Annotated in this window: 12 protein-coding genes and 1 pseudogene; 5 read left to right on the top strand and 8 right to left on the bottom strand. The window is 76.5% G+C overall.

Features of this window, described 5'->3' with window-relative positions:
* Nucleotides 1–91: 91 nt before the first annotated feature.
* From AB0G01_RS29980 to AB0G01_RS29970, 3 genes are all read right to left on the bottom strand, one after another.
* Nucleotides 92–394, bottom strand: a complete 303-nt coding sequence (locus AB0G01_RS29980; RefSeq protein WP_360952313.1) for a type VII secretion target — start codon at nt 392–394, stop codon at nt 92–94.
* 165 nt (nt 395–559) lie between these two features.
* Nucleotides 560–739: a MarR family transcriptional regulator gene (locus tag AB0G01_RS29975; RefSeq protein WP_360952310.1), complete on the bottom strand. Its 180-nt coding sequence runs from the start codon at nt 737–739 to the stop codon at nt 560–562.
* Between the two features lie 104 nt (nt 740–843).
* Nucleotides 844–1446 carry a helix-turn-helix domain-containing protein gene (locus AB0G01_RS29970; RefSeq protein ID WP_360952307.1) on the bottom strand — a complete coding sequence of 201 codons (603 nt, stop codon included), beginning with the start codon at nt 1444–1446 and terminating at the stop codon, nt 844–846.
* 103 nt (nt 1447–1549) lie between these two features.
* Here AB0G01_RS29970 and AB0G01_RS29965 point away from each other — a divergent pair, with 103 nt between their 5' ends.
* Nucleotides 1550–2275, top strand: a complete 726-nt coding sequence (locus AB0G01_RS29965; RefSeq protein WP_360952304.1) for an SDR family NAD(P)-dependent oxidoreductase — start codon at nt 1550–1552, stop codon at nt 2273–2275.
* A 41-nt stretch (nt 2276–2316) separates the two neighbouring features.
* Nucleotides 2317–3369, top strand: a complete 1053-nt coding sequence (locus AB0G01_RS29960) for a hypothetical protein (protein ID WP_360952301.1) — start codon at nt 2317–2319, stop codon at nt 3367–3369.
* A gap of 5 nt (nt 3370–3374) precedes the next feature.
* Here the strand turns inward: AB0G01_RS29960 and AB0G01_RS29955 are convergent, their stop codons facing one another.
* From AB0G01_RS29955 to AB0G01_RS29935, 5 genes are all read right to left on the bottom strand, one after another.
* Nucleotides 3375–4133 carry an SGNH/GDSL hydrolase family protein gene (locus tag AB0G01_RS29955; RefSeq protein WP_360952298.1) on the bottom strand — a complete coding sequence of 253 codons (759 nt, stop codon included), beginning with the start codon at nt 4131–4133 and terminating at the stop codon, nt 3375–3377.
* Between the two features lie 135 nt (nt 4134–4268).
* A complete protein-coding gene (locus AB0G01_RS29950; RefSeq protein ID WP_360952295.1) occupies nt 4269–5465 on the bottom strand; it encodes a CHAT domain-containing protein in 1197 nt (398 codons plus the stop codon).
* On the bottom strand, nt 5459–7513 hold the full coding sequence (locus tag AB0G01_RS29945) for a tetratricopeptide repeat protein (protein WP_360952292.1): 2055 nt from the start codon (nt 7511–7513) through the stop codon (nt 5459–5461). Before AB0G01_RS29945 ends, AB0G01_RS29950 begins: the two co-directional genes overlap by 7 nt.
* A 14-nt stretch (nt 7514–7527) precedes the next feature.
* Nucleotides 7528–8526: a hypothetical protein gene (locus AB0G01_RS29940; RefSeq protein WP_360952289.1), complete on the bottom strand. Its 999-nt coding sequence runs from the start codon at nt 8524–8526 to the stop codon at nt 7528–7530.
* Nucleotides 8523–9788 (bottom strand): hypothetical protein, encoded by a 1266-nt coding sequence (locus tag AB0G01_RS29935; protein WP_360952286.1) that lies wholly within the window; start codon nt 9786–9788, stop codon nt 8523–8525. Before AB0G01_RS29935 ends, AB0G01_RS29940 begins: the two co-directional genes overlap by 4 nt.
* Nucleotides 9789–9887: 99 nt before the next feature.
* On the opposite strand from AB0G01_RS29935, the gene AB0G01_RS29930 reads away from it, so the two are divergent.
* The 3 genes and pseudogenes from AB0G01_RS29930 to AB0G01_RS29920 all read left to right on the top strand — a co-directional run.
* On the top strand, nt 9888–11003 hold the full coding sequence (locus tag AB0G01_RS29930) for a PA2928 family protein (protein ID WP_360952283.1): 1116 nt from the start codon (nt 9888–9890) through the stop codon (nt 11001–11003).
* Between the two features lie 57 nt (nt 11004–11060).
* Nucleotides 11061–11834 carry a hypothetical protein gene (locus tag AB0G01_RS29925; RefSeq protein WP_360952280.1) on the top strand — a complete coding sequence of 258 codons (774 nt, stop codon included), beginning with the start codon at nt 11061–11063 and terminating at the stop codon, nt 11832–11834.
* 39 nt (nt 11835–11873) lie between these two features.
* Nucleotides 11874–12071: pseudogene (locus AB0G01_RS29920) on the top strand (hypothetical protein); the annotation flags it as partial.
* Between the last annotated feature and the right edge of the window lie 2 nt (nt 12072–12073).

Raw genomic sequence — 12073 nt, 5'->3', positions numbered from 1 at the left:
TGGACACTCGGCAGACCGGTCAACGGCCTTCAGGCAACGCCCGCAGCGAACTCCACCGGTGGCGCTGCCGCCAGGGAATGCCCTCCGGCCATCAGTCCCCGGCCTGGAAGCTGTCGCGGATGGAGTCCTCCATCTCGCGGTACTGCGCGACGGTGCCCCGCACCGCCGTGCCGGCCGCCTCCATCGCCTCGACGGCACCTCGCAGCGCCTGGAGCCCCCACGACTCCACCGGGTCCAGCATCATCCGGAACGGCTGGCAGATGATCCCGTACGCGTCGGTGGGCATGGAGACGGTCTGCGCCGCCTGCACCGCGCCCTCGATCCGCGCGCTCAGGTCCTCCAGCCGCTTGCTGTGACCGTCCAACGTCCCCGCGACGATCTCGAACCCGGCCATGCCCGCCCCCCGAATCGCGTTGCCACGACACCCGGCGGTGGGCCGGTGCCGTCGACGTCCACTGTATGAACGCCGACGCGGTCACGTCGAGTCCGGTTCCGGTCAACGGGGAAATCGCACGTCGGGGGCGGTGACGTGGATCACCGGGCGACGAGTTCCGCCGCGTCACCGGTCCGCCAGGAGGTCGCCGAGGTCGCGCAGCGCGACCCGGCCGCGCGGGGTAAGGGCGACCAGGTGGGCCCGGCGGTCGAGCGGGTTGTCGCGGAAGGCGACCAGGCCGTCGCGCGCCAGGCTGTTCACGGTCTGCCGGACCGCCTGCCTGGTCAGCCCCGTGGTCCGGGACACCCGCGACCGTGCCGGGTTCGTGGTCGACCACGCCGAGCACCTGACACCGGGCGCTGGTGAGGCCGGCCGGCCCGGCGAGCTCGTCACCGGTCGACAGGTACCTGTCACAGTGGTCGGGGTTCCGGGATCGGGTGCGCGGCCTCGGCCCGCAGCCCGTCGAGGAAGAACGCCAGGCACCGCCGCCAGGCGTGCGGCGCGGTCCCCATCGACTCCCGGATGACCTGCGACACCGCCGTGGTCACCACGGCCAGGTCGGCCAACTCGAAATCGGCCCGCAACCGCCCGGCGGCCTGCGCCCGCGCCACGATCCGCTCGGCGTGGCCGGCACCGCGCCGGCACACCTCGGCCAGCTCGCCGCCCTCCGGGAAGCGCTGGGCGAGCGCGTCGTTGAGCCCGTGGTCCTCGGCCTGCAACGCGAAGACGCCCTCCAGGAACCCGGCGAACCCGGTCCACGGGTCGGGCTCGGCCAGCGCGGTCTCGGCGATCCGGTCCAGCACGGCCAGCCGCGCCGGGAAGATCGCGTCCTGGAACGCCCGGCGGTTCGGGAAGTGCGCGTAGAGCGTGCCGATGCTGACCCCCGCCCGCCGCGCGACGTGCTCCAGCGGCGCGGCCAGGCCCTGCTCGGCGAACACCTCGGTGGCGGCGGCCAGCAGTTTCGCCCGGTTGCGCGCGGCGTCCGCGCGCAACGGCTTCGGTTCGGCTGCCATCCGGTCATCATACGAAATCGAGGGCACCCTCAGGTTCATGCTAGCGTCGACATGGAAGTCGAGGGTTACCTCGACTTGACCACCTCACCACGAGAGGCACCCCATGTCCCCCAGCAAGACCGCCGTCGTCCTCGGCGTGGGCCCCGGTCTGGGCATGTCCATCGCCCACCGGTTCGGCCGCGAGGGCCACGCCGTCGCCCTGGTCTCCCGCACGACCACCCGGCACCCCGGCTACGTCGCCGAACTCGGCGCGGCGGGGGTGCGCGCCGAGGCGTTCGCCGCCGACGCCCGCGACCGCGCCGCGCTGCTGTCCACTGTGGACACCATCGTCGAGCGGTTCGGCGGCGTCGACGTCCTCTACTACGGGCCGGGCGCGGCCGACCTCGACACCCCGCCCACACCGATCACCGACATCGGCTCGGCCGACGTCCGCGCCGCCATGGACCGGGTGTACCCGGCGGTGGACGTGGTCGAGCGCTTACTCCCGGGCATGGTCGGGCGCGGGTCCGGCTCGCTGCTGTTCGCGGGCGGGCTGAGCGCCGTGCTGCCGATGCCGCCGCTGGGCGCGCTGGCCCTGGCCGCCGCCGCGCTGCGCAACTACGCCCTGACCCTGCACGCGGCGCTGGCCGACCAGGGCGTCTACGCGGGCAGCCTGACCATCGGCGGGCTGGTCGAGCGGGGTGACATCCACCGGGCGGCGCTCGCCGACCCCGCCGCGTTCGGGCCGGCGGTCGACCACACCCTGGACCCGGACGACCTCGCGGAGGTCGCGTGGCGGCTGCACACCGACCGCGACCGCGCCGAGGAGGTCGTCAGCGCCTTCGCCTGAGAAACCGGAACCGGCGGGGGGCCGATCACGTCAGCCGTGGTGTGACGGAGAGCGGGCAGGTCTGGTTGAACTCCGCCGGTGTGCGGGCGTGGACGGTGGCCGGCGTCGCCTTGACGGCGGCGGTGTGGCACGGGTGGGCGATCACCGTCACCCCGGAACGACCGACGTTCTGGGTGATGGTGTTCGCCGACCTGCTGGTGGCGGGCCTCGCCGGGTGGTTGGCGACGTGGTGGCCGCGCACGGCGGTGTTCGGGGCGGACGAACTGGTGCTGGGCGCGAACCGCATCCGGTACGACTCGATCGTCGCGACCCGGTTCGGCCGCGTGTCCGCCAAGCCGTTCTGGCTGGCGTTCTGGTTACCGCAGTCGCTGGTGGTCGGCGGGCTCGTCGCGCTGCGCCGGTCCGACGCGTTCGACCGCAGGGTGCTGGAGATCGAGACGCCCGGCGAGCGCTACCGGCTGCGGTGGCGTCACCAGCACCCCTACGAGGAGTTCACCGCCGCCCTGCGGGACGCCCGCCCCGACCTGGACGCCCAGTACGGCCTCGACGGGCGCGACCGGGCGCTGGACCTGACGCCGAAGCTGTCCGCGGGCGGCGGGTTCCTCGCGCTCGGCCTGTCCGTGTGGGCGCTGTGCACCGCGCTGTTCGGCATCGCGCTGCTGGACCGCGCGACGGTGCAGCCGCCGCAGCCGGCCGAGGCCGTCGCCGCCCCGATCACCGCGCTGACCGGGCGCACCACCGGCTACCCGGAGGTGCCCGGCGTGCCGTTCGACCTCGTCACGACCGGCTGCGCGCGGGAGAACGACGTGTTCCTGGGGCCCTCGCCCGAGGTGGTGGAGATCTCGCTGAACGTCACGGCGACCGTGCCGCAGCAGGTCGAGGAGGACTTCGAAGCGCTGCTGCGGCGCGCGGTCGACCTGCCCGAGGGCCGCTACGTCGGGCGGTTGGAGGGCAGCAGCCCGGTCGCGGTGATCGTCGCGGAGGACCTGCGGCTGTCGTTCCGGATCTCCACGGGGTGCGTCGACGCGTCCGCCGAACCCGCGCTGCGCGAGGACCTGCGGGCCCTGGCGACCGCGCTGGGGCTGGGCCGCTGACCCGGTCAGGGCGTCGGCAGCGCCTCGACCGACGTCCAGCCGGTGTGCTTGGCGGGGTGGTCGTCGCCGGAGGACCGGCCGCGCAGCCGCCGGGCCAGCCACGGCGCGACGTGCTCGCGGTAGTAGCGGGCCTCGGTGGCGAGCTTCCGGGCCACCACCGGGTGCTCCACCGGCTCGGGCGCGGTCGGGTGCCCCAGGGCGGCGAGCACGAGCGACGCGACCCGGGCGTGCCCGGCCGCGCCGAGGTGCAGCCGGTCGGGTGACCAGTAGGCCGGCCGGCGCACCTCGACGTCGTTGAACGCGTCCACCATGAGCAGGTCGTTGCGCCGGGCCAGGGCCTTGACCGCGCGGGTCAGCGCGACACCCCGGCGGTGGATGGTGCGGCCGAACGGCAGCCGCCGCGACGGGTCCGCGCCGCTGAGCAGCACCAGCCGCACGCCCGCGTCGGCGCACCGGCGGACCGCGTGCTCGGTGAGCCGCACCAGCCGGTCCGCGTCGACGCCGGGGCGCATCATGTCGTTGCCGCCGCCGTTGAACGTGATCATGGTCGGCAGCGGGTCCATCGCCAGCGCGAGGTCGAGCTGACCGGTGACGATCGACTCCAGCAGGCGGCCCCGGACCGCGAGGTTCGCGTACTGGACCGGCTCGCCGAGCGCGGTCGCCAGCCCTTCCGCCACCCGGTCGGCCCACCCCCGGCACGTGCCGTCCGGGCGCTCGTCCCCCACGCCTTCGGTGAAGCTGTCGCCGATGGCCGCGTATCGCACTGCCGCTCCCCCTCGTCCCCGCCGGCCCCCAGGATAGGACCCGGGTCCCGCGCGGCGGCCCCGGTGTGCGCTGTGCCGCCGGACGGCGGGCGTGCAGCCGGGGTCGTCGCGCGGTGGATCACCGGCACCGCCCGGTCACCGCCCGGTCACCGCGGGGGGAGCCCAGGCGGTGCCGAACGCGGCCCACACGACCGGGGAGCACGCCGGGTCGCCGGTCCGCTCCCAGCGGGTGGCCCGCTCGCGCTGCCACGCGCCGAGCGCGGCGACCGGGTCCGGCGCGGACTGGGCGGCGTCCACCGCGAGCACCGCCGGGGTGAGCACGGGCGTGGGCGGGAAACCGGGTACCAGCGCGGCCAGGCCCGCGTCGGTCGGCAGCGTCCAGCGGGTGGACACCACGTACTCCGCCCCGCCGTGCACCATCGCCGCCACCAGGCCGGTCGGCTCGGCGAACCGGACGTCGCCACCGCTCTCGCAGGCCACCAGGGCGACCCGGTTCGGGATGCGCCACGGTCGCGGCGCGCCCGGCCGGTGCCCCAGGGCGATGTCGGCGGCGGTCAGCGGGCGGTGCGCGCCCACCGGCGCGGCCCGGCCCGTGGTGCCGGTGCCGCACGACAGGTGCAGCCGCGCGTCGAGCCCGTGCCCGCCGGTCGTGACGTGCCCGACGTACAGCAGCCGCCCGGCGTCGCGCAGCGCGTGTTCCAGCACGTCCCGGTCGATGTCGTCGCGCCGCACGCCGCCGGGCGCGTGGCCGGCGGCCAGCGCGACCAGCTCCGGCCCCGGCGCGCCCAGCACCGAGCCCAGGCCCGACGCGTCGCCGAAGCCGGGCACCCTCGGGTCGAGCACCCCGACCACCGGCCCGCCGAACGGCGAGACCCGGCGTCCCGGCGCGTTGCGCACGGTCGCGGGCGGCAGCACCGACACGTCGGCGTGGTGCACGGTCCGCTCGCCCTCGTCGACGCGCAGGGCCTCCCACGGCACCAGCGCGGTCGACGGCGACGGGCTGATCCGCAGGTGCGGCCGGCCGCCGGCGGTGAGCACCGCGTTCAGCTCGACCGCGAGCGGGTTCGGCAGCACCGCGCGGGCCAGCCGGGTGGACAGCTCGATTTCGCGGTCGCGGTCCACCAGCGGCCCGTGGGTGAGCGCGCGCACCAGCGCGTCGCCCGCGCTCTCGCCCGGCAGCGGCGACGGAGTCGCGCGGGCCAGGTCTGCCAGCGGGCCCCGCACCTCGGACCGGGGCAGCACCCGCACCCGGGGCCGGTCGGGTTCGTGCTCCCACCGCCACGACACGTACAGCTCGCCCGCGTCCACGAACTTGACCTGCACCGCTACCACGACGACACCACCTGCTCCGAGCGCACCGGGAACCCGTAGCGGTGTTCGGCCACGTCGATCCACCGGTCCAGGGCGGACGGCACGGCCGGGTCGAGCCGCACCCTCGGCGGCAGGGCGAACCCCGTCGCCGGGAAGGCCGGGTCCTGCCCCGCGCCCGCCAGGAACGACGCCGCGTACGGGAGGTGCTCCTCCCCGGTCGCGGGCGGCAGCGGGAGCAGCACCAGTTCCCCGCGCCCGGCCGGGGCCTCCTCGGCGGGGCTCAGCGAAACGGTGGCCGCGATGTGGTCGACGTAGGCGGCGGCCAGCTCGACGTCACCCACGGCGGCGATCGCGGTGAACGCCGACCGGGTCGCGGGCGCGGCGGCCAGCGCGACCCACCGCTCCCGCACCGGGCCGTGCGCGAACCGCTGCCGCACCGCCTCGGCCGCCAGCGCGCCGGGCAGCGCCCAGTCCAGTGCCCGCCCGCTCAGCTCGCGCCGGGCCGCGCCGTCCACAGTGGACGCCCACCGCACCAGCGCGTCCGCCCGCCACCACGCGCCGCCCAGCGCGACGTGCCACAGCCCGGCCCGGACCGCCAGCCCGACCGCCTCGCCGTACTGCTCGTCCGCCGCCGCGTACTGCCCCGACGCCTCCAACGCCGACCCGCGCACCTGGCAGACCGCGATCCGCTCCACCGGCGTCGCGCCGCCTTCGGCCGCGACGCGGTCCAGCATCTCCAGCGCTTCGCGCGGCCGGCCGAGCACCACCTCGACGGCGGCCCGGCCGTGCAGGCACACCAGCAGCCGACGCCGGTCGCCCGCCGCCCGCAGCAGCTCTTCGGCCTCGGCGTAGAGCGCGACGGCGCGGTCGTTGGCGGACTCCAGGTAGGCCAGCCGGGCCAGGCTGAGCACGGCGGTGGCCCGCATCGCCACGTCGCCGGTCGCCTGCGCCAGGTCGCGGGCCAGCCCGAGGTGCTCGGCGCTGCCCGCCCGGTCGCCGGTCCCGTCCGCGATGTCGGCCAGGGTGGCGTGCACGAACGCGGCCAGGTGCGGCGCGGAGGCGTAGGCCAGGTCCAGCGCCGCCGACGCCACGTCCGACGCCTCGCCGAAGCGGCCGACGTCCGCCAGCACCGACGCCCGCACCGCGAGGACCGGCGGCTGCGCGCCGGCCAGCGCCTCGGCGGCGGCGAGGTCGGTCAGGGCGTCGTCCGCCCTGGCCGCGTGCCGCAGGTGCTGGGCGCGCGCGACCAGCGCGTCGACCAGCACGTCCGCCGTGCCGTAGCGGTCGCCGACGCGGTCCAGGACGGTCCGGCCGAGCGTGATCGCCTCGGTGGTCCAGCGCAGCGGGTCGGTCACGCCCGCGAGGTTGCCCGCGACGCCCGCCCGGCAGACCAGGGCCTCGACCTCGTCCGACCCGAGCGTCTCCCGGTAGGCGGCCTCGAACGCGGCCAGCGCGCCGGCGGTGTCACCGGCGGTCACGAGCGCCGCGCCCCGGCTGTTGAGGGTGACGCAGCGGTGCCAGCGCGAACCGACCGGCCGCACGTCCTCGGGCGGGTCGAGCAGTCGCCGGTAGTGCGCGGCCTTGGCCGGCTCGCCGGCGGCCTCGGCGATGGCCGCCAGGTTCGCGTAGGCGTGCCCGGCGAGGTGCGGCGCGTGCTCGGCGGCGAGTTCGGCGGAGGTCAGCGCCTCGGCCTCGGCCTCGGCGAGGCGGCCCTCGGCCAGCAGCAGGCCCGCGCGGACGTGGTGCAGCACGACCTTCTCGTGCGGCCGGGCGGTGGCGAAGCCCCGTTCGACGTCCTGGCGCGCCTCCTCCAGCCGGCCGAGCTGGAACAGGACGTCGGCGCGCGAGCCGTGCACGACCGCGAGCGCGTCCGGCCCGGCGACCGCCAGCGCCTCGGTGAGCACGTCCGCCGCCCGCGCCCGGTCACCGGACGCGTCGAGCACGCCGGCCAGGTTGACCAGGGTCGTCGTGCGCTGCTGCTGGTCCGCCACCCGGCAGGCGGCCTCCAGCGAGGCGATCGCGCCCGCGACGTCACCGGCCTGGAACCGGTGCACGCCGTCGTCGTTCAACTTCGCCCACCCGCTCACCGACGGCCCGCCAGGCGTTCGGTGAGGGTGGCGTCCGGCGCGTCCGGCCGGGTGCGCGCGTAGGCGATGATCGCGGCCCGCCGGGACGGCGCGTCGGGGTCCCGGTCCGGGGCGGCGGGCGGCGCGAAGCCCGGGGCGTACACGGTGAGCCGGCGCGCGGCCGGGGGCAGCAGCAGGACCGTCGCCGGCACGGGGGTCCGCCCGGTGCGCCGGCCGAGGCCGTCGGTCCCGTCCAGCGCGACCTCCACCGCGCCGAACCGCGCCGCGAGCGGCACCCCGGGCCGGGGGCCGCCGGGCACGGCGACGTCGAGGAACGTGGCCCCGCCGCGCCGGACCACGGCCCACCGCGCGTCGGCCGCCGCGTCCACCGCGCCGGCCGGCACCAGCGCCCAGTCCACCGGGTCGGCTCCACTGTGGACGGTCACCCCGTCCGCACCGGTACCGTCCCCGGCGGCATCTCCCCCGGCGGCCAGGGCGAATTCCGCGCGGGACGCGACCGGCGCGGGCAGCACGACCCCGTAGTCCTCGGCGAGCGCGGCCAACCGGTCGGACAGCCCGGCCACCACCGGGTCGGCCGGCACCGCCGCCAACGCCCGCCCGGTCGCGTCCTCGTCGTCGAGCAGGTGCTCCACGGCGGAAGTCGCCACGGCGCGTTCGGCGCGCAGCACCGAGAGGTCCAGCGCCGGCACCCCCGCCGCACCGGACGCGGGCCACCACGCCTCCAGCCAGGCCAACTGCGCCAGGGCCCGGCCCGCCGGCCACGCCCCCGCCGGCGTGATCCCGGCGGCGTCGCCCAGGACACCGGCGGCGGCCTCGTCGCCGTAGGCCTCCCACAGCCAGTCGGCCGCGCGGTCCACGTCGTGCACGCGGGCCGCCGGCGCGGCGTCGCCCAGCACGTCCCACGCCAGCACCGCACCCCGGCCTTCGAGCAGCGCGGCGCGTTCCGGGTGCGGCCACGCGCCGACCTCGACCACGGCGGCCCTGGTGATCCTCATCCGGCGGCCCGCCGTTCCAGCGCCGAGCGCAACCGGTCCCGCTGGTCCAGGATCACCGACCGGAGCACGCCGTCGAGCACGTCCCACAGCCCGTCCGCCGGCACGGTCTCCCGCCGCAGCTCACGGCCGTGGGTGCGCACCCACAGGCGGCGCAGGTACGCCTCCCGCACGCCGTGCACGTCCGCCCGCACGCTCTCCGGCACCGCCGACGGCATCCGCAGCGCCCGCCGCACGTACGCCTCGCGCTCCCAGCGACCGCGCAGCCTGACCGCCGCGTCGCAGCCGACCTCGCCGGCCAGCCCGGCGACCGCCGCGCGGCCCAGCACCAGCACCACCCGCCCGGCCTCGTCGGCGAGCTGCCACGGCCCGGCCGAGCGGGCGATCTCCTGCCGCACCAGCGCCGGCACGTCGTCCAGGGCGTCGCGGTGCGCGGTGGTCAACGGCACGAACAGGCGCTCGACGATGGACCGGTCGAACGGCTTGGGCAGGTGCTGCTTGGCGGCCGACTCGCCGAGGTCCGGTCGTTCGGGCCGGTCCCGGTCGGACAGCCCGTGCGCCCGCGCCGCGCCCGACCCGGCCAGTTCCGCCGCGCCGCGCGCGCCCACCCGCCGCGCGACCAGCACGTCGAACAGCGCCTGGTCGGGCTTGGTGGCGCAGGTGTCCAGGAAGTCGCCCACCGCCGTCGGGTGCGGCCCGGTCGCCCCTCCCCCGGGTGCGGGCCGGTCGGACCACGCCTCGGCCAGCAGGCGGGCCAGCTCCGGCGCGTGGGCCGGGTCGGTCACGAACCCGCGCAGCCCCGCCACCGTCGGCCCGTCCTGGTCGTGCACCTCGGCCAGCACCGCGCCGGCCCGGTCGGCGGCGTTCGGGCTCAGCCGGGGGTCGCCGTGCACGGTCGCCAGCTCGTAGCAGCGCTGGAAGTAGAGGTCCTGCGGGTTGCCGTCGGTGATGCCCGCCCGCCGGCGCGCCTTCTTCAGCACCAGGAACCAGGCGGCGGTCGCGGCCAGCACCGGGCCGGCCTCGACGATCCGGTCGGCCAGCGCCTCGGCGTGCCCGGCGGCCACCGCACCGGCCGCGAACTCGGGGTGGCGCACCGGGCGCAGCACCAGCGGGTCGAGGATGAGCTTCACCGTGCGGGCCAGCGGGCGGCCCGCCTCGTTGCTCAGCGGCGCGACCGCGTCACCCAGCCGGGACCAGGCCCGGTCGATCAGCAGCCCCCTCGGCGACGCCGTCCCCGCGGTCGCCGCCCGCGCGCCAGTAGTCACCCCGCGAGCCTAGCCGGTCGGACGTCCGCGCTGGTCGGAGACCGTGCGGGCGGCAATCCTGTGATCGGTAGGCGGCGCTCGTGCCGCACGCTTCGGACCATGAGGATTCCGCAGCCCGACCCGGTGTACGGGACGCCGCCGCAGTACTACCCGGCCCTGCCGTACGGCACGCCGCCGCGCCGGTTCCGGCGCGGGCCGGTCATCGCGCTGATCCCCCTGGTCCTGTTCGCCTGCCTGTTCTTCGGGGGCTCCTACCTGGTGGCACCGGAACCGGACGTCGAGGCGCGGGGCGTCATGGGTTTCGCCGCCGTCGACGGTCGCGAGGTCGTGCTGGTGCCCTACACCCGGCACGGGCCGCGCGGCATGTTCCAACTGCTGTTCCAGGACATGTTCCAGGTGCGGCTGGCCGCCCGCGACGTCACCACCGGCGAGCTGGTCTGGGACACCCAGCTCTCCGACGAGCTCCTCTGGCAGGCCGACGTGCTGGCCTCCGGCGAGCGGTACACCTACGTGGCCACCGACGCCGGTTTGGTGGTGCTGGACCTGGCCGACGGCGCGACGATCGCCGGGGGCCCGGATGTCGAGGGCCTGGGCCCCGCCTACATCGCCGCGCCCTGGGCCTACCGGTTCGACGCCGGGAACCGCCGGGTGGTCGCCATGGGCGGCGACGGCCGGGTGTCCACGATCGACCTGGACAGCGTCACCGCCGTGCCCGCCGACCCGCCCACCGCGGCGGCCTGGGCCGGGCAGCTCGCGGAGCGCGGCGCGGCGGACCCGCGGACCGGCACCCGGTCGCAGGCCGAGTACGCCGGCGGACAGGTCGAACTGGTCGCCCGCGCCGACGGCGGACCGGGCCACACCCTGGTCAAGGTCGCGCCGGACGGCGACCGGACCCCGGTCGGCGACGCGGTGTTCCAGCACGGCGGCCTGGTGGTCGCCGGGACGGCGGCGGCCGGGGCCGGGTCGGAACAGGTGCTGGTGGTGCACGCCCGAGGCGTGAACGACCCGGCCAAGCAGCTCAGCGCGGTCTCCCTGACCACCGGGAAGGTCACCGGCAGCACGTCGGTCGACACCGGTACGTTCACCGCGGCGGCCACCAGCACGAACGGCGTCACCGCCGTCGGCGTCGGTCCGGTCGTGGCCGCGCTCACCCCGGACGGGCAACTCACCGCCGTGCCGATCGGCTCCGCCGACTTCTTCGGCACCCCTTCCTGACTGACCCGTCACCCCTTCTTGACACGTCACCCCCTCAGTCGCGAGAGGACTCCCGCCATGAAGGTCTTGGCCTGGACCGTGCTCCTGATCGGCACCGCCCTCACCACCGTCTACGTCGTCTACGGGGCGACCGGCGACGACGGGCTCGACTGGCTCAACGGCTGGCTGACCGGCCCGCTGCTGCTGGTCTTCGTGGTGCCGACGCTGTTCAGCGTGGCCCGGCTGACGAGCGGCATGTCGCTGCTGGGCGGCGTGCACGAATCGTTCCGCGGCGCGCCGATCGGCATCGGCCGGGTGGTGGGCGTGACGCGCACCGGCCTGACCGTGAACGACCAACCGCAACTGGACCTCCGGCTGGAGATCGAGACGCCCGACGGCCGCACGCTCCCGGGCACCGCCCGCCAACTGGTCGACCTGACCGACATGGCGGTGGTGCGGATCGGCGCGAGCCTGCCGGTCCGCTACCTGCCCGACGGCCGCGCGGTGCTGGCCACCGACGCCGCGCCCGACGAGCTCCAGAACGCGCTCGACCACGTGCACCTGGCCAAGGGTCTGATCACCCCGCAGCAACTGCACATCTCGCGCCACGGTGTCGACGCGCAGGCCGTGGTGCTGGCCGTGGTCCCGACCGGCGAGGTGCGGCACGACCGCTCGGTGGTGGCCCTGACGCTGCGGGTCACCCGGCCGGACCACGCGATGTTCGACGTGACCCAGCAGAAGGCGGTGCCCGCCGGTGCCGTCCACCAGCTCCAGCCGGGCTCCGTGGTGCGGGTGAAGTACCTGCCGCACGACGAGTCCGAGGTGGTCGTGCTGACCCAGTACGCGCCCTGACCCGGGAGGCGGTGCCGCCGTCCGGTCGCGACCGCCGCGATGGGAACGATGGTCCACGATCGCGGCGGAGGTGCGGTGGAGTCCTGCTTGCCCGGTGAGGTGGCGGTGCGGTCGTCCGGCGGGCCGGTCGACCTCGGGCCGTCGAGGCAGCGGTGCGTGCCGGCGGCGCTCGCCCTGCACCGGGCCGGGCGGTCCGCCGACGCGCTGGAGCACTTCCGGCGAATCCGGCTCGGGCTGCG

It is taken from the genome of Actinosynnema sp. NPDC023587, assembly GCF_040640215.1.
Lineage (GTDB): Bacteria > Actinomycetota > Actinomycetes > Mycobacteriales > Pseudonocardiaceae > Actinosynnema.
Note: the sequence above shows the minus strand (reverse complement) of the source record. Positions and strands in the feature narration are given on the sequence as shown.

Excerpts from the sequence above, each read along its gene's own strand:
- AB0G01_RS29980 (WP_360952313.1), bottom strand. The coding sequence starts at position 394 with ATGGCCGGGTTCGAGATCGTCGCGGGGACGTTGGACGGTCACAGCAAG.
- AB0G01_RS29970 (WP_360952307.1), bottom strand. The coding sequence starts at position 1,446 with ATGGCAGCCGAACCGAAGCCGTTGCGCGCGGACGCCGCGCGCAACCGG.
- AB0G01_RS29965 (WP_360952304.1), top strand. The coding sequence starts at position 1,550 with ATGTCCCCCAGCAAGACCGCCGTCGTCCTCGGCGTGGGCCCCGGTCTG.
- AB0G01_RS29940 (WP_360952289.1), bottom strand. The coding sequence starts at position 8,526 with ATGAGGATCACCAGGGCCGCCGTGGTCGAGGTCGGCGCGTGGCCGCAC.
- AB0G01_RS29930 (WP_360952283.1), top strand. The coding sequence starts at position 9,888 with ATGAGGATTCCGCAGCCCGACCCGGTGTACGGGACGCCGCCGCAGTAC.
- AB0G01_RS29925 (WP_360952280.1), top strand. The coding sequence starts at position 11,061 with ATGAAGGTCTTGGCCTGGACCGTGCTCCTGATCGGCACCGCCCTCACC.